Raw genomic sequence first — 22,140 nt, 5'->3', positions numbered from 1 at the left:
GGCATCTCTTCAAAACCGATCGGTGCTGGCCAGATAACGCCACTGTCCCGGCTGTAGCCGGGACATGGGTATGCGGCCGATGCGGATGCGCTTCATCGCCAGCACCTTCAATCCCACGGCCTGGCACATGCGCTCGATCCGGTCGGGCGCAATCCGCTTCAAGGCGAAGCGCAGGTGGGTTTCGTTCTGCCAGCTCACCTTGATGGGCGGCAGCGCGTAATGGTCGAAGCTGAGTCCGTGGTTGAGCAGGGCAAGGCCATTCGGCGCCAGCTTGCCTGACACTTCGACCACGATTTCCTGTTCGATGCGGTCGAAGTCTTCCTCCAGGCGGCGCTTCACCCGCCAGTCCTGCGTGAATACCAGCAGGCCGCTGGCCTGGTCCGGCAAGGACAGCGGGCATTCCAGGCGCGCGAAATGGCGCTTCAGCATGCGGACGCCGGAGGCGTCGTCGGGCGAGTGGCTTTCCTCGCGAATCAGCGCGCGGGCTTCCTCGACCGTTGCGCCGGCGGGTTTATGGAGAGCCACCGTAACGGGTTCGGCGGGTTCGAGCTGAGCGTTGGGGTCGATCTCGATGTGCTGTTCCAGCACCTTGAACTGAGGCTCCTCCACCGTCACGCCATCCACTCGCACCCAGCCGCCCTCGATATACATTTCCGCCTCGCGCCGCGAGCATTGAGCCAGGGCGGCGACACGTTTGGCGAGGCGTACGGGTTCGGTCATGAGTGCTGCCGGTGAGAGAGCTGAGCCATTATAGGCGGGCGCCCGGTTTCAACCCAAAGCGGTTTGCGCAAGCCCGAATGATTGTTCCGCGGCGGCACGATCGGGAGCCGCCTTGCCCAGGCTAAAGAATCATCATGAAGATCGCACGTAGCGCAAGGCTTGCCGTTGCCCTGGTCGCCGGCATGGTCAGCAGTTATCCCGGCCCCGCAGCGCTTGCGGCAGGTGCCGACAAGCAGCCATCCGTGGCGGCGTCGTTCGCCGCATTCTGGCGAGCGGCCGAGGGGCATTCCTTCGAGCAGCAGCTGGCAGCCTGGGACCGGGACGTCGAGAGGCCGCGCAGCGATCTGTATGCATCGGTAGTCTGGGAGGCGCCGCATCACCAGGATTGGCTTGTGCGCAAGCAGCGCTTTCTGCGTGCGCGTTTTGCCGCATACCCTCAGCTGTCAGCGGGTATACCGGCTGAAGAGCAGGCTCTGAGCCGGGTACTGGACCAGACGGTTCCGCGCTTTCGCCGCATGTTTCCCGAAGCCAGCCAGCAACCTCCCGTGCAAATGCTGCTCGCGCCGAATTTCGATGCAAAAAGCGGTGTGCTGGCCGATGGCAAGCCTGTCCTGATTTTTGCAGTGGATTCGTTGTTGTTGGAGCAAGCCGATCTTGGCGTTGTGGTTCCGCATGAGCTTTTTCATCTCTTTCATGCGCAGCACGCCGGCTTCAGCAATGACGGCGTGATGCCCGGCGTGGCGCTGACCGTTCCGCTGTTCGAGGAGGGACTGGCGACGTATGTAAGCGGCCAGCTCTCGCCGGGGTACGATGACGGTGCGCTGCTGCTGCAAGCGGATTTGGGCGGCATTCCAGCGAGCCGGCTGGCTGAGGTGGCCCGCCGTTTTCTCGCCGATGCGCGTTTCAAGGCGATCGATAGCGAACACCCTGACGCTTTCAGGAAATGGTTCAACGCAGCTGCAACGCCTTATCAACAAGATCTACCCAACCGCGCCGGCTATTGACTGGGCCTGCAGTTGATTCGACATTTGCGGCGTACCTACACCCTTGCGCAAATAACGTCCTGGACACCGGCTCAGGCGGATGCCCGTGTGATGGCGGCGTTGCGTGAGCTTGGCGGGGAGCGCCCCGATGGACAGCGGCAATAGGCGGGGCGGGATTCCTGCACTGCCTCAATCCTTATGCGGACCGCTCTTTTGTATTTTCGAGCTGCGGCCGGTGAGGTCGATCGGGGCATGCTGCGCCATCAGCTCCACCATCCAATCGATGAAGACGCGGAGCTTCGCACTTATGTGCCGGTTCGGCGGGAACGCCAGATAGAGCGGCATGCGGTCCATATGCCAGGTCTCGAACAGCGGTATAAGCGCACCTCGGCTTACGTGCTCCCTGGCCATGTAATGCGGCAGCCAGAGCGCCCCCAGACCGGCGAGTCCGGCTTCGAGATAGGCATTGCCATCGTCTACGGACAGCACGTAGCGCCCCAGTATCCGTACGGTTTCGGTATCTCTATGCATGGCATAGGGCAGGGGCTTGCCGGTGCGCGACCACACGTAGCCGACGATGCGGTGGTGTGGGCCTTCCAGGTCCCGCGGATGCAAGGGCGTTCCGCTTCGTGCCAGATAGCTTGGCGCCGCGTACATGCCGAGTTGAAGATCGCCGATATGCCTGGCTTTCAGCGACAGCGAAGTGAGTTCGCCACCGCGCACGACACAATCGACGTTCTCGCCGATGACATCGACCATGCGATCGCTGACGCCCATGTCCAGCTGGATATCGGGATAGCGCGTGTGGAATGCGGGCAGCGCGGGGATGAGGATCACGCGAGCCAGCGGACTTGGCACATCCACCCGTAATTTGCCTTTGGGTGATGTGGTCGCGGCGGAGAGGCTGTTGTCGGCATCGTCCAGATCCGCGAGCAGCCTGATCGCGCGCTCGTAATAGGCCATTCCGTCCGCGGTCGCATTGACCTTGCGCGTGGTGCGATTGAGCAGCTGGACGCGCAACCGGGCTTCCAGCTGCTGTATGAGCTGGGTCACGGCGGTCTTGCTTATGCCCAGTGTTTCCGCGGCCTTGGTAAAGCTGCCGGTCTCCACGACCCGGACGAAGGCCTGCATCGCATCGAACCGGTCCATCGTTGCTTCCGTGGGGGCTGGGATTGTTTGGATTCTACAAACAGTGTGAGCCGGGAATGGCTGTTTATTGCCGGAAGGCTGCTGCCTAGAGTGTGCCTCTCTCGTTGTCGATACCGTTGGAGGCTGATTTATGGCAACACGCGACGTTGTTTTCCCCGCTGGCCGCCGCGCGCTTTACGAGCGCAATCGTTATTCGCCGGCCATCCGCTCGAATGGCTTTCTGTTCGTTTCCGGACAGGTCGGCAGCCGCGACGACGGCTCGCCCGAGCCGGATCTGGAACGGCAGGTCGCGTTCGCGTTCGAGCATTTGAACGAGGTATTGGCCGCGGCCGGATGTACGTTCGAGGACGTGGTGGATGTGACCGTCTTCATGGTCGATCCCGAGTCGATATTCGAGAGGGTCTGGAGCGTGGTGCCGAACTACTGGGGCGATGCTCCGCATCCGACGCTGACGGCGGTGGGTGTGACCTGGCTTTATGGGTTTCAGTTCGAGATCAAGGTGGTGGCCAAGTTGCCTGGGGAATAGTTCGATAAGCACCTTGGTCACGTTGCGCGCCCGGCTCCGTTGGAGCGGTCAATTGGTGATTGACAGCTAACCGGAACGCATCCAAGGTCCGTCACGGGCCATGAGTGCGTGGCCACATCATGAGTCCGTTCGACGGAGGGTTTATGACCAAGCTGGTGGTAAGAAGCCTCGCTGTATCCCTCGACGGCTATGCCGCCGGCCCCGACCAGAGCCTGGAGAATCCGCTGGGTGTGCGCGGTCCGGAACTAATGCAATGGTTTTTCCCCACGCGTACGTGGCGCGCGATGCAAGGCGGCGAAGGCGGCGAAACCGGTGTCGATGATGGGATCGCCCAGCAAGGTTTTGCGGAAGTCGGCGCCTGGATCCTCGGCCGCAATATGTTCGGTCCGGTGCGCGGGCCTTGGCCGGATGACAGCTGGAAAGGCTGGTGGGGTGACGAGCCGCCGTATCACGTGCCGGTGTTCGTGCTGACGCATTACGCGCGCGAACCGTTGGTGATGGAGGGTGGCACGGTGTTTCATTTCGTCACCGACGGCATTGAGTCCGCTGTGAAGCACGCCATTGTGGCGGCTGAAGGCAAGGATGTGCGTATTGGCGGCGGAGCATCGACCATCCGGCAATTGCTGAGCGCATCGCTGATCGATGAAATGCATCTCGCGGTGGGGCCGGTGCTGCTGGGCAGGGGAGAGCCTCTGTTTCATGGACTCGATATGCATGCACTTGGCTATCGCTGCGACAAAGTGGTCCCCGGTGAGCGTGCTACGCATATGTTTTTGCGTAAAGGTCCATAGCGAGATACGGACGAAATAGCGCTCCGCGATACGCACTGTTCTCTCATGCCGATCTTCCCAGCGCAGCAAGGATCACTTTGCGTGCATGGAGCAAGTCGGATTTGAGATCGCTCGGGGAGACTTCTACGAACCCGAGCCCCTTGAGCAAAAAAATGCCTTCAACTGCCAATAACGCGTGACGGATTTCCGCGGTTTTGCCACGCGGTCGAAGTGGATCGAGCAGTGCGTGATAAAAGCTCCGTATCGACTCGAGCATGTCGGGGGCGTGCACCAGTGCCGTGACGAGAAAAGCCGCTTTTTGCGTCGAGGTGTCGTCCTCGCTCAATGCTTCTTCGATATGGGCGAGGGCCAGTTCGGCTGGCCCGGTGGGGCCATTGCCGAGCCGCCGACGGACGGCGTCCTGGAAGCGAGCCAGTTCTCGCTCCAGTACCGCATGCATCAGGCCGTCCTTGGTTGCGAAGGTGTAGACCAGGCCGCCTTTGCTGATGCCTGCACGTTCGGCGACGGCATCGAGCGTGAAATTCCGCCCGCCGGATTCCACGATGACCGCTTCGGCGGCATCCAGAACGCTGTCTTTGTCGATTTCTTTTTTTCGAGCCACGCTGACCTCTTGCTTTTCCGACTGGCTGGTCGCATATTATTTCCGACTGAGCAGTCAGATTAATGCGATGGGGCGGGCGCCACAAGGCAGCCGCCGCGAACTCACCTGAAGGAAAACCGATGAAAGAATTTGAAGCGGAAAGTCCCTTGCCGGCCGCGGCGCTTGGGCACTTTGTCATGAAAGTCCGGAAAGTCGAGGTCAGCTACCCGTTCTATGCGGGCCTGGGTCTGCGTGAGGCCGGCACGTTCCCTGGAATGGCGATCATCGAGCTGCGGGGCGGCACGCATCTGCTGCTGTTTCAAAAGGGCGAGGAGCAGAGCGATGCGCTGCTGGACGGCCGTAATGGCCAGAGGCCCGAATTCCTTAGCGAAAGAATCGATCTGATGATTGCGGGTCACGCAAAAGTAGATCTGGAACGCTATAGAGTCGATCTGGTTGGCAAAGGATATTCGCCCGCCGAGATCGCCGACGAAACGCTATACGGCCACCATTATTTTTCGATGCAAGACCCCGATGGCAACGGCATCACTTTCTATACCAGCCACTGCGGCGACAAGCCTGTGTGACGTGTGCGGCCCGTTAAGTGGCCGCTGATGGCGGTTCACTGGACGGCCAGCGATGAAATGGCCAGTGCAAGGGGCCTGCGGACGGCCTGTTTGAGCGAACAGTTATGGCTGCCCTCGCCATCGCCCCGCCTCGAACAGCATGAGCCAAGGAGCTTGCTGGTTGGGAGAGGCTGCTCTAAGGCGAAATGGCGGAGAGATAGCCGCCCGCGCCCATAGCTCCTGAAACATGTTTTGGCTAATGACGGCTGGCTCGCCCCAATGTTTGCGCCAAGTCTCACCGAACCGGAAATCGGCCAGCGTGCCAAACTGATCGTCCCAGTGCTTGCGGTCATACCGTGTGAGATAACCGTTCGCGTACTCGTCAACTTGCCTCGATGCAAAGCCATCGTCACCAAGCTCGATGTAGCGAATGAACTGGCCCCAAGCGAAAGACTCCCTCAGAGCCTGCGCCGCCTGAAGGGGAGATTTATGGTATCGAACTGAGCCGATCTGAGAAGGCATAGCGCTTGAGGTAATTGGCCGCTGCCATAAAGGACATCAGATTAGCGTGGTAAGTCGGAGCGGTCTATTTCGGCCCTTTAGTGAGCCCAGGTTAGCCAACCTGGCAGGCCACATCATCATGATCGGCATGCATGATCTACACCGGTACCGTGATCATCGGCTTCGGTACGCCCGATCACCACAGGTACACCCGATCATCAGCATCGTGCATGTGTGATCACCGCCGGCCGAATGATCCGCGCGAATTGGTCCGCTGATCAGATTTTATCGGTCCTGTGATGCGCTCCAACGCTAGGCGAGCGTCATAACTTCCCCGCCTTGAGCATGCAGGTAGAATATTTGCCATGCATGCCATCAATAAAAATGACTTCCAGCTATCGGTTGCACCGATGATGGATTGGACCGACCGCCACTGCCGTTACTTCCACCGCCTGATCTCCCCCCACGCCCGCCTCTACACCGAAATGGTGACCAGCGCCGCTCTGGTGCGCGGCAAGCAGCTGCGTCTGCTCGAACACAGCCAGCAGGAACACCCGGTGGCGTTGCAGCTCGGTGGCAGCGATCCGGTGGAACTGGCGGAGGCGGCGCGGCATGGCGCTACGGCGGGCTATGACGAAATCAATCTCAACGTCGGCTGCCCTTCCGATCGCGTGCAATCCGGCAAGTTCGGCGCCTGCCTGATGCGCGAACCCGCGCTGGTGGGCGACTGCGTGAAAGCCATGCGCGATGCGGTCGATATCCCGGTTACCGTGAAATGCCGCATCGGCGTCGACGACCAGGACGAATACGCCGACCTGCAGCATTTCACCGAAACCATGATCGCCGCCGGCGTGGAAATCCTGGTGGTGCATGCGCGCAAGGCCTGGCTGCAGGGCCTCAGCCCGAAGGAAAACCGCGAGATCCCGCCGCTGGATTACGAGCGCGTCTACCGCCTCAAGCGCGAGTTCCCGCAGCTGGTCATCGTCATCAACGGCGGCATCACCACGGCCGAGCAGGTGCAGGCCCATCTGGGGCAGGTGGATGGGGTAATGCTCGGCCGCGCGGCTTACCACGACCCCTACGTCCTGGCCCGGGTCGAAGCCGCCCTCTACGGCCAGCCGCTGCCGGACCGGGACGACACCCTGCGCCACATGCGTCCCTATATCGAAGCCGAGCTGGCCCGGGGCACCGCCCTCAAGCACATCACCCGCCATCTGCTTGGGCTTTACCAGGGTGAGCCGGGTGCGCGCGGGTTCCGCCGGCTGCTCAGCGAGCAGGCCCATCTGCCCGATGCGGGCTGGGAGCTGCTGGAGCGGGCCATGCTGCCCAGGCGGGCTGTAGCGGCGTGACAGCGGTGGGCGATCGGGTCAGTATTCAGGCCCGGTTCCATAGTCTGAACGAGGATAGCCTCCGTTCCCCGGGCTTTTGTTGGCGATATGAAGACAATCCTGCGCATTTCGGCTCTTTTGTTGCTCCTGGTGACCGCTACGGCGGCTGCGCAGGCGCAGGAGCCGTCCATGACGCTCGAGCAGGCCGTGAACCAGGTGCAGCAGGAGACCGGCGGCAAGGTGCTGTCGGCCAGCACCGTGCGGCGCGGCCGCAACGCGTTCGAGCACCGGATCAAGGTGCTCACGCCCTCCGGCCACGTGCGCGTGGTCACCGTGAACACGGAAGCGGGCAAGGCCCCGGCTTCCTCGGAATCCACCAAGAACCCGGCCGGCGACGGCGAGGGCAATAAGGAGAAACACTGATGCGCATCCTTCTGGTAGAGGACGAGGCGCCGCTGCGCGAAACGCTCGCCGCACGCCTGAAGCGCGACGGCTTTGCCGTCGACGCGGCACAGGACGGCGAAGAAGGCCTCTATCTCGGCCGCGAAGTGCCGTTCGACCTGGCGATCATCGACCTGGGCCTGCCGAAGATGTCGGGCATGGACCTGGTCAAGGCGCTGCGCGAAGTCGGCCAGCGCTATCCGATCCTGATCCTCACCGCCCGCGGCAGCTGGCAGGACAAGGTCGAGGGCCTCAAGCACGGCGCCGACGACTACCTGGTCAAGCCGTTCCATGTGGAAGAACTGCTGGCGCGCATCAACGCGCTGGTGCGCCGCGCCAGCGGCTGGTCCAAGCCGGTGCTGGCCTGCGGCCCGATCAAGCTGGACACCACCGCGCAGACGGTGTCGGTGGAAGGCAAGCTGGTCGACCTCACCAGCTATGAGTACAAGGTGCTGGAATACCTGATGCTGCACGCGGGCGAGCTGGTCTCCAAGGCCGACCTCACCGAGCACATCTACCAGCAGGACTTCGACCGCGACTCCAATGTGCTGGAGGTCTTCATCGGCCGTCTGCGCAGGAAGCTCGACCCGGAAGGCACCCTCAAGCCCATCGAGACGGTACGTGGACGCGGATACCGCTTTGCCATCCCCCGCAGCGAAAACGAAGGCGAATGATCCCGACCAGCCGCGCCGCCCGTTCTCACTGGCGGCGCGCGCTGCGTTGGCCACCGGCTTTGTGCTGGCGGCCTTTCTTGGCGTCGTAGGCCTTACCCTCTCGCGTTCCAGCGCGGAGACCGCGCTGAAGGAATTGCAGGACCGCCTGCAGAACTACGTGGTTGCCTACCTGGCCGGCACCGAAGTGGGCCGCTCCGGCAAGGTGCTGCTGCCTGACACGCCGCCCGATCCGCGCTTTTCCCAGCCGGGTTCGGGCCTGTATGCGCTCGCCTTGGGCGAGAACGGCGCCAAGCTGGAATCGCCCTCGGCGATCGGGCGCGACTTTGCGTTTCTGAAGCGGCTGGAGCCGGGGCAGAGCCAGTTCGTCGGCCCGATCGATACGCGCATGGGGCGGCTGTACTACTACGCCTACGGCGTGGCGCTGGACACCTCCGAGAAGAAGTCGGTGAAGCTCACCTTCATGGTGGCGCAGGCGGAGGACCAGCTCGAAGGGCAGAACGCGGTATTTCGGCGCAGTCTGATCTTCTGGCTGGCCACGCTGGGCGTGATGCTGATCCTGCTGCAGCTGTTGCTGCTGCGCTGGAGCCTCACGCCATTGCGCAAGGTGGCCAGCGACATGAGCCGCGTCGAACGCGGCGAGGCTGAGGAGCTCGACAGCCGCTATCCGCTGGAGCTCACCGGCCTCACCGAACGCATCAACGCCTTTATCGACAGCGAGCGCGAACAGCGCACGCGCTACCGCAACACGCTGGCCGACCTGGCGCACAGCCTGAAGACGCCGCTGGCGGTGATCCGCTCGCGGCTCGAAGCGGCCGACGGCAATGTGTCGCGGGTGCGCACCGACGTGGTCGACCAGGTGCGCCGCATGGACGAACTGGTCGCCTACCAGCTCGCCCGCGCCGCCACCACCGGCCGGCAGACTTTCGCCTCGGCCATTCCCATCGCCGGCCACGCGGAAGACCTGGTGCAGAGCCTGGAAAAGGTCTACGCCGCGAAGAACGTGCTGTGCGAATTCGACATCGACGAAGGTGCCGCCTTCTACGGCGAGCAGGGCGACCTGCTCGAACTGATGGGCAACCTGCTGGAAAACGCCTTCAAGTGGGCCGGCCACCGCGTGCTGCTGGTGGTGAAGGTGGAGCCGGTCGCCGGCCGCCAGCGCGCGGGCCTCTTGCTGAGCGTGGAAGACGACGGCCCCGGCATCGACGACGACAAGATCGAGAAGGTGCTCCAGCGCGGCGTGCGCGGCGACGAGCGCGTGCAGGGCCACGGCATCGGCCTGTCGATCGTGCAGGACATCATCAAGGCCTACCGCGGCGAGCTGAGCGTGGACCGCTCGCCGGAATTCGGCGGCGCGCGCTTCAGCGTGAGGTTGCCGCCGAGCTGAGGCTCAGCACGGCGCCGGCGAGGGGCCGTAGTAAGCGTCGAGCAGGGCGGCGACCATCGGGTCGGCGCGCTTGAGCACGCCCGGCTGCGACCAGTGCAGTTCGCTCACCACGGCGAAGAACTCGTCCGGGCCTTCTGCGGCGTAAGGATCGATCAGCGTGTCGCGCCCGCGCGCCACGTCGTTGGAGAGGTGGTCGTAGGCGCGCTGGAAGGCCACGATCCAGTCGCGCCGGCTGATCTCTTCCGGCAGCGGCGGCACGCCGTCCGGGGCGCCGTCGAGCATGTCGAACTTGTGCGCCATCTCGTGCACGACCACGTTGTAGCCGTCCCAGGGTTGCTCCAGGTCCAGCTGCACGTCGGCCAGGGAAAGAATCAGCGGGCCGCGTTCCCAGGCTTCGCCGATCAGCACGTCGTCCGCCTCGCTCACCACGCCGCTGTGCTCGTCGTGGTGGCTGCGGCGCACCTTGAACTCGCCGGGGTAGACCAGGATCTCGCGCCAGCCGCGCAAGCCGGTGCTGCCCTGGCGCAGGGCCGGCAGGCAGGCCTGCAGGGCGATCAGCAGGCGCAGGCGGTCGTCCAGCTCGGCGCCGGCCAGCGGGTGGAAGCGTTTGCGGGCGAGGAAATGGGCGGCGATGCGGCGCAGTTCGTTCTGGCGGTCGTCGTCGAGGCGGCGCGCCAAAGGGCACGCGGAGAGCGTGCGGCGCCATAGAACGTCAGGAATTGCCGGCGGGTCGAAGCGCGACAGCCACTGTCGCCACCAGGCCCCCGCCACAGGAACGGCTTACTGGATGGAGCCCGGCAGCAGCGACTGCCAGCCCAGGCTGATGCGGCGGCTGCGCTGCGTGCCGGACGAGCCGCTGCCGCCGACGGGGCAGTTCTCGCTGGAGGAGCCGGAAGCGGGAGTGTTCTGCGTGTTGCTGTCGCGCGGCACGCCGAGCGCGTCGCCGCCGTTGCCGCTGACTTCGTGGGGAACGGCGCTGTCCACGCCGGAACGCTGCAGGCCGCCCAATTCCTGGGTATCGGCGTCCATGGCCGATGCGGCACCGATGCCGCTGGCGCCCAGAACACACGCGAACAGGAACTGTCTGATGCCCATGGCGGCTCAACCCCTTGATCCGCAAGCCAAGGAACGGATCGTCGCAGAATCGTCCCTAGGATGCCAGTGCCGGAGCTTTGCCGTGCCGGGGCGCGCCAGTCCCACAAGTACTGGGCGCGGCGGGCAGAGGGCGGCTACTCGGCGTCCGGCCCACGCTCTAAGATGCCGCCCCATGCAAGCGATTGACCCTTCCCTGGCCGGGCCTGCCCTGCGCCGGGCTCACCACGACGGCGGGCGCCCCTGATGCAGGCGCGCGAACTGCTGGCGCTGCTCGCGGCGGGCGAGGCCTTGTCGGGCGAGCGCCTGGCCGAACAGGGCGGGGTGACCCGCGCCGCCATCTGGAAGCAGATCCAGGCCCTGCGTTCGCGCGGCGTGCCGATCGAAGCGCGCGGCGCCGCCGGCTACCGGCTGCCCTGGCCGCTGCAGATGCTGGACGCCCGGCGCATCCGCGCCGCCGTGCCGGCGCCATGGCGCAAGCGGCTGGGCGAGCTGGAAGTGCACTGGGAGCTGGATTCCACCTCCAGCGAACTGCAGCGCCGCGGCGCCGAACTGCCCGACCTGAGCGTGATGATCGCCGAGACCCAGAGCGCCGGCCGTGGCCGCCGCGGGCGCGCCTGGCTGTCGCCGCCGGGGCTGAATCTGTATCTGTCCTGCCTGAAGCGCTTCGATGGCGGCTTCGCCACGCTGTCCGGCTTGTCGCTGGCGGTGGGCGTGATCCTGCTGCGCGCGCTGGAATCGCTGGGCATCGCCGAGGCCGGCCTGAAGTGGCCGAACGACGCGCTGGCGCGCGGCGGCAAGCTGGCCGGCATCCTGGTCGAGCTGAGCGGGGAATATCAGGGGCCGTGCGCGGCGGTGATCGGCATCGGCCTCAACCTGCGCCTGACCGACGCGCTGCGCGAACAGGCCGGCCAGCCCGCTTGCGACCTGGCCACCCTGGCCGGCGGCGAGCCGCCGGAGCGCAACGATGTGGCCGCCGCGCTGATTACCGCTCTGGCCGAAGGCCTGACCCAGTTCGAGCGCGAAGGCTTCGCCGGTTTCGTCGCCGACTACGCCGCGCGCGACCTGTTGCTGGACGCGCCGCTGCGCGTACAAGGCGCGCAGGGCGTGCTCGAAGGCATCGGCGCGGGCGTGGACGAGCGCGGCGCGCTGCTGGTGAACGCGGCCGACGGCCTGCACCGCATCGACAGTGCGGACGTGTCGGTACGCCGCGCATGAGGCTGCTGCTGGATCTGGGCAATACCCGTCTGAAATGGGCCGTGCGCGACGGCGCCGCGTGGCATTCGCGGGGCGCGGTGAGTTGGGACAGCGACATCGCTGCCGCTTTAAGCGAAGCCTGGCGCGAACTGCCGGCGCTGGACGACGTGGTGGGCGCCTCAGTGGTCGACGCCGCGCGCGAAGCCGCCGTGGCCGATGCGGTGCGCGCGGCCGGTTCGCCAGCTCCGTTCTGGCTGCGCACTCCGGCCGCCGCCTGTGGCGTGCGCAACGCCTACGACGAACCGCAGCGCCTGGGCGTGGACCGCTTCCTCGCCATGGTCGCCGCCTACGACGCCGGCCATGCGCCGTGCATCCTGGCTGGCGTCGGCACCGCGCTCACGTTGGACGCGCTGGCCGCGGACGGCCGCCATCTCGGTGGCCTGATCGCCCCCGGCCCGCAGCTGATGCAGCAGTCGCTGGTCGGCGCCACCGCACGGGTACGCCCGGAGCGCCCCGGCGAGGTACTGGACGCCGCCGCCAATACCGCCGACGCCGTGGCCTCCGGCTGCTGGCAGGCCGCGGCGGCGCTGATCGAACGCTTTGCGCGGCGCATGAGCCACCCCCTGGGTGGCAACCCTTCGCTGCGCCTGGGCGGCGGCGATGCCGCGGCCCTGCTGCCCCTGCTGGAATGTCCTGCCGCGCTGGCGGAGGACGGCGTGCTCCACGGTCTGGCCGTGTGGGCGAATGCGCATCCGGCTGCCGTGCGCGCTCTCTAGAATGGCGCGTTGCCGTTTCCTCACCTGGGTCGTTGCATGGTTCTGCGTCTGCTGTTCGTTCTGCTGATCGCGCTGAATATCGCCGTGGGCGCGTGGCTGTGGCTGGGCCAGGACGACACGCACGGCCGCAGCGCCGCCGATCCGGACGTGCCCACCCTGCATCTGCTGGCCGAGCGCCCCGCGCCGCCGGCCAGCGCACCCGAGGCCGCCGCCACCGTGCAGGCGCCCGCCGCCGCCGCGCAGCCCGCCGCACCGGCCAGCAGTGCCGCCAAGGCGCCGGCCCAGGCGCAGGCCACGCTGGCGCCGACGCCGTCGCGCTCCAACACCTACACCTGCATCTCGATCGGCCCGTTTGCCACGCCGGTGGACCTGCACAACGCCCGCAACGCGCTCACCGCGCAGGCCGCGCGCATGCGCTCGCGCCAGGAGCAGACCACGCAGACGCGCGGCTGGTGGGTCTACCTGCCGGCCAGCGCCAGCCGCGACCAGGCGCTGGCGCAGGCGCGCCGGCTGAGCGCGGCGAATATCGGCGACTACTTCGTGGTCGGCTCCGGCGGCCAGCCCAACACCATCTCGCTGGGCCTGTTCAAGGACCCGGCCAACGCACGCAAGCGCCGCGACGAAGTGGCCTCGGCCGGCTTCCCCGCGCAGATGACCGAGCGCACCGAGACCGTGCCCGAGTATTGGCTGGACCTGGCTGTCGCCGAAGCCGCGCACTTCGACTGGCGCAGCCGCCTGCGCAATGCCGCGGGCGTGGGTTCGCACAGCACTGGATGTTTCTGAGCGCGCCCGCCGGGAGCGACCTGCTAGACTGCGCCTCCCTCGCCGGCATAGCTCAGTTGGTAGAGCAACCGCCTTGTAAGCGGTAGGTCGTCTGTTCGAGTCAGACTGTCGGCACCATCCCCGCGGCGCCGCGCGCCCATCCATATCGCGCTCATACAGATGCGGCCCGTGTGGCCGCAACCTAGCGCAGTCCACATTTTTTTCAGCGCCCGCTCGCTATATAAACACCCGCACGGAATCGGCACGCCTCTCCTGAAAGGAATTGCGATGCAGCTGCGGATAGACCCGAACCTGCGCTGGACGCGCTGGGCCGAAGCCTCGGCGCTGTTTGCCGCCGTGCTCGCGGCCACGGCGTACTCGCTGCTGCTGACGCGCCATACCGGCAGCAACGTCACCATGTGGATCGCCGACGGCGTGGTCGTCGGCGCCTTGCTGCGCGTGTCCGACGACCGCTGGCCGCGTTATCTGGCCGCCGCGTTCGCGGGCTATTTCACCGGCAAGATGCTGCTGGGCGACCCGTTGATCTCCAGCACCCTGCTGGGGCTGGTCAATGGGGCGGAGGTGATGATCGTGGCGCGCGGCGTGCGCCGCAGCTTCCCGCGCATCGAGGACGACACGCCGTTCCTGCGCCTGGGCCAGGCCGCGATGCTGTCGACCCTGGCCGCATCGCTGGTGTCGGCGCTGCTCGCCGCCTTCGTGCTCTACGCCACCGCCAATACCGATTTCTGGACCACCTTCGACTGGTGGTTCCGTTCGCACCTGCTGGGCATGGTGATCGTGGCCACGCTCACCCTGGTGGTGCTGGTGCAGGGCTGGCGCATGCTCGGCCGGCGCGGCCATCGCCTGGTGCTGCTGCGCGATTTGCTGTTGCTGGGCGCAACGACCGCCTTCGTATTCGCGCAGTCGCGCTATCCGCTGCTGTTCGTGGTGTTCGCGCCACTGCTCTACGTGGTGATACGCCACCGCTTCCCGGGGCTGGTGATCGGCGTGGCGGTGGTGACGCTCACCGCCAATATCGCCATGGCCATGAGCGGCGGTCCGCTCGGCCTGATTCCCGGCGCCAGCGCGGTGGAGCGTTCGCTGCTGGGGCAGTCCTTCCTTGGCATGGTGTGCCTGGTGGCGGTGCCGATCGCGCTGGCCCAGGCCGACCGCCGCCGCCTGGCGCGGCGCGTGCGCGACAGCGAAGTGCGCTACCGCCTGCTGGCCGATTACGCCAGCGACCTGGTCATGCGCATCGCGCGCGACGGCTCGCGGCGCTACGTGTCGCCGTCGATCAAGGACCTGCTCGGCTGGGACGTGGGCGAGTTCATGCCGCCGCGCCCCGATCTGATCCACCCCGACGACCGCGAACGCGTGGCCGAAGCGGTGGAGCAGCTGTGGGCCACCGAACGCATGTCGCTCACCCGCTACCGCCTGCGCCACAAGAAGGGCTACTACGTGTGGATCGAGGCGCTGGTGCGCGTGATGCCCAGCCCGGAACACGCCGGCGAGATGGAGCTGATCTACACCGGCCGCGACATCACCGAAAGCATCGTCGCCGAGCAGGCGCTGGCCGACAGCGAGACCCGCCTGCGCCGCATCACCGACAAGGTGCCCGCGCTGATCACCCACGTGGGCACGGACGAGCGCTACATCTTCGTCAGCGGCTATGCGCGCGAGATCACCGGGCAGGAGCCGGACCTGATGGTCGGGCGCACCGTGCGCGAAACGCGCGGCGCCGGTCTCTACGGCCTGCTCAAGCCGCATATCGCGGCGGCGCTGCAGGGACGGGAGACCACCTTCGAGTACGAGTTCGAACGCGACGGTCGCTATTTCTATCTGCAGACCACGTATCTGCCGGCCACCTCGGTCACCGGCGAGAACATCGGCTTCTATGCGCTGACCACCGACGTCACCCGCATCAAGCTGGCCGAGCAGAAGCTCTCTTTCCTTGCGCATTACGACACGCTGACCAACCTGGCCAACCGCCGCTACTTCACCGAATGCGCGCATGCGGCGCTGGAACGCGCGGCGGTGACGCGCGCGCCGATGCTGCTGATGCTGATCGACGTGGACTACTTCAAGCAGATCAACGACGGCCATGGCCACGCCTCCGGCGATGCGGTGCTGCGCGAGGTGGCGAGGCGGCTGAAGGCGTCGGTGCGCAAGTCGGATCTGGTGGCGCGGCTGGGCGGCGACGAGTTCGTCATCCTGTGCGACGACGTGGACGCCACCTACGCCGCGGAAAGCCTGGCCGGCAAAGTGATCGCCTCGATGGCCGCACCGATCTCGCTCGATGCCGCGCGGCTGAAGGTGACGCTCAGCGTGGGTGCGGCGCTGTGCCGCGATACCGCCTCGCTGGACGAACTGGTGCAGCGGGCCGACGAGGCGCTGTACGAGGCGAAGGAAGCGGGGCGTGCGTGCTATCGCCTGGTGGTCGAAGGCTTGTAGTGGAGGGCTGTAAGCAAGACTTCACTTGACCCCGCCGCAAGCCGCCGGGAAGATCGCGTGATGCAACGCAGCAATGCTCCCGCGCCATGCTCACGCTGAAACTCGCCCTGCAAGGCGGCGGTGCGCACGGTGCATTCACCTGGGGCGCGCTGACCCGCCTGCTGGAGCTGCCCGGTTTGGCGGTGGAAGCGATCAGCGGCACCAGCAGCGGTGCGATGAATGCGGCCGCCTTCGCCCAGGGCTGGGCGCGCGGCGGTGCGGCGGGTGCGCGCGCTTCGCTCGATGCGTTCTGGCTGGGCCTGGGCGGGCGCAATGCGGTGGCGGACTGGTGGCATGCGCAGTCGCGCTTGTTCGGCGATGCCTTGCCGTGGCCGCAGCCGCCGGCGTCCGCGGCCGGCGGCGGCATCAATCCGCTGCGTTCGATGGTGGAGGAGTTCTTCGACGAGGACGTGCTGCGCCACGGCCCGGTGGCGCTGTATGTCGCCGCCACGCGCATGCGCGACGGCGCGCTGGAAGTGTTTTCCGGCGCGCGTCTCAGCCACGACGCCCTGCTGGCCTCGGCCAGCCTGCCGCCGTGGTTTGCGCCCACAGAGATCGCTGGCGAGGCGTACTGGGACGGCGGTTTCGCCGGCAATCCCGCGCTGGAGCCGCTGCTCGGCATCGGCGGCGACGACCTGCTGTGCGTGCTGCTGCAGCCGCAGCTGCGCCAGGCCATGCCGCGCAATCCGCGCGAGGCGCTGATGCTGTCGGCCGAGCTTTCCTTCGGCGCCGCGTTCGCGCGCGAGCTGCGCGATCTCGGCGCGGCTCGCGCACAGGCCGCGCGCCACCTGTGGCCGAATGCCGCGGAGCGCAAGCTGCGCGAGCTGCGCCTGCACCTGATCGCGCCGGACGAAGGCCTGGCCGCGCTCGGCCATTCCGCCGCCGACACGCGCACCAGCCAGCTGCGTGCCCTGCACGACCTGGGCCGGGACACCGCCGGGCGCTGGCTGGCGCGCCATGCGGCGGACCTGGGCCGGTGCGGCAGCTTCGCCCTGGACCTCGGCGCCGGCGTTTGACGCGGTTTTTGCCCCGGGGAACCCGCGCAGGCGTTCTTGTAGACTTGGGCGATGCCGCCGCCAGCGCGCGGGCGTGCATCCCTTAAGACTTTGAACGACCGAGGAAGCATGGGTAATCAGGCTGTATCGCTGATCGGTGCGCCCACCGATATCGGAGCGGGGCACCGCGGTGCCTCGATGGGTCCCGAGGCCCTGCGCGTGGCCAATCTGCAGGCGCGGCTGAAGGCGCGCGGCATCGACGTGGTCGACCGCGGCAATCTGCAGGGGCCGATGAATCCGTGGGAGCCGCCGCGCGAGGGCTATCGCCACCTGTCCGCCGTGGTGGAGTGGAATCGCGCGGTATACGAATCGATCTACGCGGAACTCGGCCTGGGCCGCCTGCCGGTGATGCTCGGCGGCGACCACTGCCTGGCGATCGGCTCGATCACCGCCGTGGCGCGCCATTGCCGCGAGCAGAACAAGAAGCTGCGCGTGCTGTGGCTGGACGCGCACGCCGACTTCAACACCGCCCAGGTCACGCCCTCCGGCAATATCCACGGCATGCCGGTGGCCTGCTTGTGCGGCATGGGTCCGGACGAACTGACCGGTCTGGGCGGCAGCAAGCCCGCCACCACGCCGGACGTGTTCCGCCAGATCGGCATCCGCTCGGTTGACGAAGGCGAGAAGCGCCTGGTGCGCGAGGCGCGCGTGAGCATCTTCGACATGCGCCAGATCGACGAATCCGGCATGAAGCGCGTGATGGAGGAAGCGCTGGAAGGCGTCGACGCCGACACCCATCTGCACGTGAGCTTCGACGTGGATTTCCTCGATCCGGCCATCGCGCCGGGCGTGGGCACCACCGTGCGCGGCGGCCCGAACTACCGCGAAGCGCAGCTGTGCATGGAGATGATCGCCGACACCGGCCGCCTCGCCTCGCTGGACATCGTGGAATTGAACCCGGCCTTCGACAAGCGCAACCAGACCGCCAAGCTGGCGGTGGACCTGGTCGAATCGATGTTCGGCAAATCCACGCTGATCCGCTGAGCCCGGTTCCGATACGCCCGTAACGACAACAAGAAGAGACCCATGCGAACCCGTGTACTGACCGGCATCACCACCACCGGCACGCCGCACCTGGGCAACTACGTCGGCGCGATCCGCCCCGCCGTGGCCGCCAGCCTCCGTCCGGAAGTGGATGCGTTCTACTTCATGGCCGACTACCACGCGCTGATCAAGAGCGACGACCCGGCGCGCATCGAGCGTTCGCGCCTGGAGATCGCCGCCACGTGGCTGGCCGCGGGGCTGGATCCGGATCGCGTCACCTTCTATCGCCAGTCGGACATCCCGGAGATTCCGGAACTCACCTGGTTCCTCACCTGCGTCACCGCCAAGGGCCTGCTCAACCGCGCGCATGCCTACAAGGCGGCGGTGGACAAGAACACCGAAGCGGGCGAGGACGTCGATGCGGGCGTCACCGCCGGTCTGTACATGTATCCGGTGCTGATGGCGGCGGACATCCTCGCCTTCAACGCGCACAAGGTGCCGGTGGGGCGCGACCAGATCCAGCACATCGAGATGGCGCGCGATATCGCGCAGCGCTTCAACCATATCTACGGCGGCGATTACTTCGTGCTGCCGGAAGTGGTGATCGAGGAACAGGTGGCCACGCTGCCCGGGCTCGATGGCCGCAAGATGTCCAAGAGCTACGACAACACCATTCCGCTGTTCGCCGGCGGCCAGAAGCATCTGCGCGACAGCATCATGCGCATCGTCACCGACTCGCGCCTGCCGGGCGAGCCGAAGGATCCGGACAGCTCCTCGCTGTTCACCATCTTCCGCGCGTTCGCCACCGAGGCCGAAGCCGGCGCCTTCCATCAGGCGCTGCTCGACGGCATCGGTTGGGGCGAGGCGAAGCAGGTGCTGTTCGAGCGCATCGAGGCGGACGTGGCGCCGATGCGCGAGCGCTACGACGAGCTGATGTCCAAGCCCGAGCGCATCGAAGCGATCCTGCGCGAAGGTGCGCTGAAGGCCCGTGCCATTGCCGCGCCGAAGATCGCGGAATTGCGCGATGCGATCGGCCTGCGTTCGGGTATCGCGGTGGCGGCGGCTCCCGCGCCGGCGGCCGGCAAGGCCGAAGGCCGGGCGGGCAAATTGCCGCGCTTCGCCAGTTTCCGCGAGGCCGATGGTAGCTTCCGTTTCCGCCTGTTCTCCGCCGAGGGCGAGGAGCTGCTGCTGTCGAAGTCGTTCGCCGATCCGAAGGCGGCGGGTACCTACCAGAAGAAGCTGAAGGGTCCTGGCGCTATCGCGGCTGTGTTGCAGGTGCAGCCGCGTGCGCTGCATCTGGAACTGGATGGCGAGTTTGTCGGCAGCACGCCGGAGTATGGCGATGAGCCGGCCCGCGATGGGGCGCTGGAGCGGTTGCGCGAGGCGCTGGATCAGCTGTCCGCGCAGGAGTGAGCGCGTGGTGGGTCACGCGGGGCGATGACATGGTTCCTGGGGTGATCTGACTGATGCGTTATCTCGCGATTTTGTTGTTGGCACCGTGGTTGGTGATTTTGGGGTGGGCCTATTGGGCCTACCCCAAGGGTCTGCCGCGGACCACTGCGCGGCGGGCGTTTGATCTGTTGGCGGTGATGGGTGCCGCGGTGGCGGCTGTAGGGTCGGCGGTTGCCGGGTTTGAGGCGGCGGTGGTGCCCTCGGTTGGGCAGTTTGGGCCGCCTAGTGGGGCGATTTGGCAGCAGGTGTTGCCTGCGCTGTATGGGTATGGCGCCTGTGTCGCTGTGCTGGTGGTGGCGTTGTTGCTGCGTGCGCTGATTTGGGGGCGCAGGCGCGTCGACTGATTTTTGCTCGTTATCCCGGCGTAGGCCGGGATCCAGTGGCGACCACGTTTGATTGTCGCGATAGCGCGATTTGGCCGCTTATGCAGCGGGCATTTCGGACGCCTGCCGGCGCCCGAGTCACTTTCTCTTTGCTGGCTCAAAGAGAAAGTAACCAAAGAGAAATAGCCTTAGAGCAAAGGCTCGCGACGCGACTAGAACGAGCAGTGAGCGTCTGCGGTAAACGGATTAACCTGGGTCTACACGAAACGACAGTGCGTTTACGTAACGCGCGCTTCAACGTGCCGTTGCCGAGAGGACGTTCAGCGACTGAGGCAGCTTTTGCTCTTCGCTCCTGTATGCGACGCCACATCACTTCTCCCTCTCCCCTCCGGGGAGAGGGTCGGGGTGAGGGGCCGGGCGGAGCGAGAAGTTGAAGCTAAGGACAGCGGTCAAGCTCACTCCCACTTGTTCAAATGCGGCCCAAATTGCTCGCGCTGCTTTTTCACTACGCAGAAGCGATGGCCGCTCGGCGCCTGCATCACCCACCAGCGTCCATGCACGCATTCGAGGCGTTTTGCGCCGAGCTGTTCCAGGCGTGTGGCTTCTGCTTCCAGGTCGTCCGTTTCGATGTCCAGGTGCACGCGGCTCTCATGTGCCACGCGTTGCAGCAGGATGATCGGTTCGTCGGCGAGGGTGGCCAGTTCGGCGTATTTGCCGTCGCCGTCCTGGTCGTAGCTGACGATGGGTTTGCCCAGGGCCTGGCTCCAGAAGTCGGCGGCTTGCTTGAGGTCGGCGGACTGGCAGTCGAGGACCAGGGTGCTGAGGCGGCTGTGGTGCATGGTGCGGTCTCCGGAGAAGGAAGCACGGCGCACTATAGGCGCGGCCATGTCGAGCGGGCGCGCAAAAAGAAAGGCGCCTCGCGGCGCCTTTCTTTCTATCGATCGCCATCGCCTCAGTTCGGCAGCGACAGATCGTCCAGCAGCGCCTTGAGGAAGCGCGCGGCTTCGCCGCCGGTGGCGGCGCGGTGGTCGAAGGTGAGGCTGATCGGCATGCGGCGGTGCACTTCGATGCCGCCCATCACGGCCACCACGTCGTGGCACAGCTTGCCGGCGCCGATGATGGCGACGGTCGGCGGTACCACCACCGGCGTGGCATAGCGGCCGGCGAACATGCCGAAGTTGGACAGGCTGATGGTGTAGCCGCTCAGCTCCGAGGCCGGAATCGAACGGTCTTCCACCTGCGAGCGCAGGCGCTTGATCGCCGCGCGCACGCCGGCGCCGTCCAGCACGTCGGCATTGCGCAGGGCCGGCACGAACAGGCCGTCGTCGGTGTCCACGGCGATGCCGATGTCCACGTGCGGATGCAGGGTGCGGGTGAGGTTCTTGCCGTCGAACCAGGCATTGAGTGCCGGCACCGCCTTGCACGCGGCGACGATGGAGCGGATCAGGCGGGCGGTGATGTCCTGCTTGCCGATCCAGGCGTGCAGGTCGGCATCGTCCACCAGGGTGGTCGGCACCACGTTGGCGTGGGCCTCGGCCATCACGCGCGCCATATTGCGGCGCACGCCCTTGAGCTGTTCCGGCTGGCCGCTGGCCTGCACGCTCGGCGGCGCGGTGCGCACCGGCTTGCCGGCGAGCGACACGGCCGTGCGCGACGGCGCGGGGCCCGGCTCGGGCAGTTCCGGCGCCAGGTGGCGGCCGGCCGAAGCCGGCACCGCGCGCGCCGGAGCGGCGCCGAGAGGGGCCGAGCCGTTGGCGGCAGCGGTCTTCACGTCCTGCAGGGTGACCACGCCATCGGCGCCGGTGGCGCGCACGCGGGTGAGGTCGACCTTGAGCTTCTTGGCCAGGGCACGCACCGCCGGCACGGCCTTCACGCCGCCGGCGCTGCTGACCTGCTCCACGTGCACGGTGTTGCCGCTGACCATGGCGCCGACCACGGTGCCTTCGTCCTCGCGCTCGCCCTTGGCTTCCACTTCGCCGCCTTCGTCGGAGGCGACCACCTTGGCGGCGTTGTCCGGCGCGGGGCTGCCCACGCTCTTCTTCGGGCCGTGGTGGTGGCCGGTGGCTTCGGCCTCGGCGCGCTGCTTGGCGTTCGGATCGGGTTCGAAGTCGGCCAGCGCGGAGCCGGTCTCGATGATGTCGCCCGGCGCGCCGTACAGCTTCTTCACCGTGCCGGTGTAGGGCGACGGCACGTCGACCACCGCCTTGGCGGTTTCCATCGAGCACAGCGGTGCGTCGAGCTTGATGTAGTCGCCTTCCTTCACGTGCCACTCGACGATGGTGGCGTCGGGCAGGCCTTCGCCGAGGTCGGGCAGGTGGAATGTCTTGATGTCGGCCATGGTTATGTTCCGGTAATCAGGCTTTGGA

At 66.4% G+C, this 22,140-nt stretch carries 23 protein-coding genes and 1 tRNA gene; 17 read left to right on the top strand and 7 right to left on the bottom strand.

The window, feature by feature from the left end:
• Nucleotides 1-9 precede the first annotated feature (9 nt).
• The gene (locus KK141_RS02385; RefSeq protein WP_214570780.1) at nucleotides 10-720 is read right to left on the bottom strand and encodes an rRNA pseudouridine synthase; all 711 of its coding nucleotides are present in this window, start codon (nucleotides 718-720) and stop codon (nucleotides 10-12) included.
• Between the two features lie 134 nt (nucleotides 721-854).
• On the opposite strand from KK141_RS02385, the gene KK141_RS02380 reads away from it, so the two are divergent.
• Nucleotides 855-1,724 carry a hypothetical protein gene (locus KK141_RS02380; protein ID WP_214570779.1) on the top strand — a complete coding sequence of 290 codons (870 nt, stop codon included), beginning with the start codon at nucleotides 855-857 and terminating at the stop codon, nucleotides 1,722-1,724.
• Nucleotides 1,725-1,892: 168 nt separating this feature from the next.
• Here KK141_RS02380 and KK141_RS02375 read toward each other — a convergent pair whose 3' ends face one another.
• A complete protein-coding gene (locus tag KK141_RS02375; protein WP_214570778.1) occupies nucleotides 1,893-2,852 on the bottom strand; it encodes a LysR family transcriptional regulator in 960 nt (319 codons plus the stop codon).
• 130 nt (nucleotides 2,853-2,982) lie between these two features.
• Here KK141_RS02375 and KK141_RS02370 point away from each other — a divergent pair, with 130 nt between their 5' ends.
• Nucleotides 2,983-3,378, top strand: a complete 396-nt coding sequence (locus KK141_RS02370; protein ID WP_214570777.1) for a RidA family protein — start codon at nucleotides 2,983-2,985, stop codon at nucleotides 3,376-3,378.
• A gap of 143 nt (nucleotides 3,379-3,521) precedes the next feature.
• The gene (locus KK141_RS02365) at nucleotides 3,522-4,169 is read left to right on the top strand and encodes a dihydrofolate reductase family protein (protein ID WP_214570776.1); all 648 of its coding nucleotides are present in this window, start codon (nucleotides 3,522-3,524) and stop codon (nucleotides 4,167-4,169) included.
• Nucleotides 4,170-4,212: 43 nt separating this feature from the next.
• Here the strand turns inward: KK141_RS02365 and KK141_RS02360 are convergent, their stop codons facing one another.
• Entirely contained in the window at nucleotides 4,213-4,770 is a 558-nt protein-coding gene (locus KK141_RS02360; RefSeq protein WP_214570775.1) for a TetR/AcrR family transcriptional regulator, read from the bottom strand.
• A 119-nt stretch (nucleotides 4,771-4,889) separates the two neighbouring features.
• On the opposite strand from KK141_RS02360, the gene KK141_RS02355 reads away from it, so the two are divergent.
• From KK141_RS02355 to KK141_RS02335, 5 genes are all read left to right on the top strand, one after another.
• The gene (locus tag KK141_RS02355; RefSeq protein WP_214570774.1) at nucleotides 4,890-5,336 is read left to right on the top strand and encodes a VOC family protein; all 447 of its coding nucleotides are present in this window, start codon (nucleotides 4,890-4,892) and stop codon (nucleotides 5,334-5,336) included.
• A gap of 845 nt (nucleotides 5,337-6,181) precedes the next feature.
• Nucleotides 6,182-7,165 (top strand): tRNA dihydrouridine(20/20a) synthase DusA, encoded by a 984-nt coding sequence (gene dusA, locus KK141_RS02350; protein WP_214570773.1) that lies wholly within the window; start codon nucleotides 6,182-6,184, stop codon nucleotides 7,163-7,165.
• 168 nt (nucleotides 7,166-7,333) lie between these two features.
• On the top strand, nucleotides 7,334-7,567 hold the full coding sequence (locus tag KK141_RS02345; RefSeq protein ID WP_250901488.1) for a hypothetical protein: 234 nt from the start codon (nucleotides 7,334-7,336) through the stop codon (nucleotides 7,565-7,567).
• A complete protein-coding gene (locus KK141_RS02340) occupies nucleotides 7,567-8,259 on the top strand; it encodes a response regulator transcription factor (RefSeq protein ID WP_026635803.1) in 693 nt (230 codons plus the stop codon). Before KK141_RS02345 ends, KK141_RS02340 begins: the two co-directional genes overlap by 1 nt.
• Before the next feature lie 46 nt (nucleotides 8,260-8,305).
• A complete protein-coding gene (locus KK141_RS02335) occupies nucleotides 8,306-9,643 on the top strand; it encodes an ATP-binding protein (RefSeq protein WP_250901487.1) in 1,338 nt (445 codons plus the stop codon).
• Between the two features lie 3 nt (nucleotides 9,644-9,646).
• Here the strand turns inward: KK141_RS02335 and KK141_RS02330 are convergent, their stop codons facing one another.
• Both KK141_RS02330 and KK141_RS02325 read right to left on the bottom strand, forming a co-directional pair.
• Entirely contained in the window at nucleotides 9,647-10,414 is a 768-nt protein-coding gene (locus KK141_RS02330) for a M90 family metallopeptidase (RefSeq protein ID WP_214570770.1), read from the bottom strand.
• Between the two features lie 9 nt (nucleotides 10,415-10,423).
• Nucleotides 10,424-10,738, bottom strand: coding sequence for a hypothetical protein (locus KK141_RS02325; RefSeq protein WP_250901486.1), 315 nt, complete (start codon nucleotides 10,736-10,738; stop codon nucleotides 10,424-10,426).
• A 243-nt stretch (nucleotides 10,739-10,981) separates the two neighbouring features.
• On the opposite strand from KK141_RS02325, the gene KK141_RS02320 reads away from it, so the two are divergent.
• From KK141_RS02320 to KK141_RS02280, 9 genes are all read left to right on the top strand, one after another.
• The gene (locus KK141_RS02320) at nucleotides 10,982-11,953 is read left to right on the top strand and encodes a biotin--[acetyl-CoA-carboxylase] ligase (protein WP_214570769.1); all 972 of its coding nucleotides are present in this window, start codon (nucleotides 10,982-10,984) and stop codon (nucleotides 11,951-11,953) included.
• Nucleotides 11,950-12,708 (top strand): type III pantothenate kinase, encoded by a 759-nt coding sequence (locus KK141_RS02315; protein WP_214570768.1) that lies wholly within the window; start codon nucleotides 11,950-11,952, stop codon nucleotides 12,706-12,708. The genes KK141_RS02320 and KK141_RS02315 overlap by 4 nt, the downstream gene beginning before the upstream one ends.
• A gap of 36 nt (nucleotides 12,709-12,744) precedes the next feature.
• Complete coding sequence (locus KK141_RS02310) at nucleotides 12,745-13,491, top strand: SPOR domain-containing protein (RefSeq protein ID WP_214570767.1); 747 nt, start codon at nucleotides 12,745-12,747, stop codon at nucleotides 13,489-13,491.
• 41 nt (nucleotides 13,492-13,532) lie between these two features.
• Nucleotides 13,533-13,608 (top strand) — tRNA-Thr (locus KK141_RS02305).
• A 150-nt stretch (nucleotides 13,609-13,758) separates the two neighbouring features.
• A complete protein-coding gene (locus KK141_RS02300) occupies nucleotides 13,759-15,921 on the top strand; it encodes a sensor domain-containing diguanylate cyclase (protein ID WP_214570766.1) in 2,163 nt (720 codons plus the stop codon).
• Between the two features lie 86 nt (nucleotides 15,922-16,007).
• Entirely contained in the window at nucleotides 16,008-16,976 is a 969-nt protein-coding gene (locus KK141_RS02295) for a patatin-like phospholipase family protein (RefSeq protein ID WP_214570765.1), read from the top strand.
• Between the two features lie 108 nt (nucleotides 16,977-17,084).
• Nucleotides 17,085-17,999 (top strand): arginase, encoded by a 915-nt coding sequence (gene rocF, locus KK141_RS02290; RefSeq protein WP_214570764.1) that lies wholly within the window; start codon nucleotides 17,085-17,087, stop codon nucleotides 17,997-17,999.
• A gap of 42 nt (nucleotides 18,000-18,041) precedes the next feature.
• The gene (locus KK141_RS02285; RefSeq protein WP_214570763.1) at nucleotides 18,042-19,412 is read left to right on the top strand and encodes a tryptophan--tRNA ligase; all 1,371 of its coding nucleotides are present in this window, start codon (nucleotides 18,042-18,044) and stop codon (nucleotides 19,410-19,412) included.
• A 53-nt stretch (nucleotides 19,413-19,465) separates the two neighbouring features.
• Entirely contained in the window at nucleotides 19,466-19,795 is a 330-nt protein-coding gene (locus KK141_RS02280; protein ID WP_214570762.1) for a hypothetical protein, read from the top strand.
• Nucleotides 19,796-20,229: 434 nt separating this feature from the next.
• Here the strand turns inward: KK141_RS02280 and KK141_RS02275 are convergent, their stop codons facing one another.
• Together KK141_RS02275 and KK141_RS02270 are read right to left on the bottom strand one after the other, a co-directional pair.
• Nucleotides 20,230-20,613 (bottom strand): VOC family protein, encoded by a 384-nt coding sequence (locus KK141_RS02275; protein ID WP_214570761.1) that lies wholly within the window; start codon nucleotides 20,611-20,613, stop codon nucleotides 20,230-20,232.
• Nucleotides 20,614-20,726: 113 nt separating this feature from the next.
• Nucleotides 20,727-22,112 carry a dihydrolipoamide acetyltransferase family protein gene (locus tag KK141_RS02270; protein WP_214570760.1) on the bottom strand — a complete coding sequence of 462 codons (1,386 nt, stop codon included), beginning with the start codon at nucleotides 22,110-22,112 and terminating at the stop codon, nucleotides 20,727-20,729.
• Nucleotides 22,113-22,140: the final 28 nt, after the last annotated feature.

The sequence above is a fragment of the Dyella sp. LX-66 genome (genome assembly GCF_018599165.1).
Taxonomy (GTDB): Bacteria; Pseudomonadota; Gammaproteobacteria; order Xanthomonadales; family Rhodanobacteraceae; genus Dyella_D; species Dyella_D marensis.
The sequence above is the reverse complement of the archived record's forward strand: the minus strand, read 5'-3'. Positions and strand labels throughout refer to the sequence as shown.

Coding starts and splice junctions, on each gene's coding strand:
- KK141_RS02385 (WP_214570780.1), bottom strand. CDS start 720: ATGACCGAACCCGTACGCCTCGCCAAACGTGTCGCCGCCCTGGCTCAA.
- KK141_RS02380 (WP_214570779.1), top strand. CDS start 855: ATGAAGATCGCACGTAGCGCAAGGCTTGCCGTTGCCCTGGTCGCCGGC.
- KK141_RS02375 (WP_214570778.1), bottom strand. CDS start 2,852: ATGGACCGGTTCGATGCGATGCAGGCCTTCGTCCGGGTCGTGGAGACC.
- KK141_RS02370 (WP_214570777.1), top strand. CDS start 2,983: ATGGCAACACGCGACGTTGTTTTCCCCGCTGGCCGCCGCGCGCTTTAC.
- KK141_RS02365 (WP_214570776.1), top strand. CDS start 3,522: ATGACCAAGCTGGTGGTAAGAAGCCTCGCTGTATCCCTCGACGGCTAT.
- KK141_RS02355 (WP_214570774.1), top strand. CDS start 4,890: ATGAAAGAATTTGAAGCGGAAAGTCCCTTGCCGGCCGCGGCGCTTGGG.
- dusA (WP_214570773.1), top strand. CDS start 6,182: ATGCATGCCATCAATAAAAATGACTTCCAGCTATCGGTTGCACCGATG.
- KK141_RS02345 (WP_250901488.1), top strand. CDS start 7,334: ATGACGCTCGAGCAGGCCGTGAACCAGGTGCAGCAGGAGACCGGCGGC.
- KK141_RS02340 (WP_026635803.1), top strand. CDS start 7,567: ATGCGCATCCTTCTGGTAGAGGACGAGGCGCCGCTGCGCGAAACGCTC.
- KK141_RS02325 (WP_250901486.1), bottom strand. CDS start 10,738: ATGGGCATCAGACAGTTCCTGTTCGCGTGTGTTCTGGGCGCCAGCGGC.
- KK141_RS02320 (WP_214570769.1), top strand. CDS start 10,982: ATGCAGGCGCGCGAACTGCTGGCGCTGCTCGCGGCGGGCGAGGCCTTG.
- KK141_RS02315 (WP_214570768.1), top strand. CDS start 11,950: ATGAGGCTGCTGCTGGATCTGGGCAATACCCGTCTGAAATGGGCCGTG.
- KK141_RS02310 (WP_214570767.1), top strand. CDS start 12,745: ATGGTTCTGCGTCTGCTGTTCGTTCTGCTGATCGCGCTGAATATCGCC.
- KK141_RS02300 (WP_214570766.1), top strand. CDS start 13,759: ATGCAGCTGCGGATAGACCCGAACCTGCGCTGGACGCGCTGGGCCGAA.
- KK141_RS02295 (WP_214570765.1), top strand. CDS start 16,008: ATGCTCACGCTGAAACTCGCCCTGCAAGGCGGCGGTGCGCACGGTGCA.
- rocF (WP_214570764.1), top strand. CDS start 17,085: ATGGGTAATCAGGCTGTATCGCTGATCGGTGCGCCCACCGATATCGGA.
- KK141_RS02285 (WP_214570763.1), top strand. CDS start 18,042: ATGCGAACCCGTGTACTGACCGGCATCACCACCACCGGCACGCCGCAC.
- KK141_RS02280 (WP_214570762.1), top strand. CDS start 19,466: ATGCGTTATCTCGCGATTTTGTTGTTGGCACCGTGGTTGGTGATTTTG.
- KK141_RS02275 (WP_214570761.1), bottom strand. CDS start 20,613: ATGCACCACAGCCGCCTCAGCACCCTGGTCCTCGACTGCCAGTCCGCC.
- KK141_RS02270 (WP_214570760.1), bottom strand. CDS start 22,112: ATGGCCGACATCAAGACATTCCACCTGCCCGACCTCGGCGAAGGCCTG.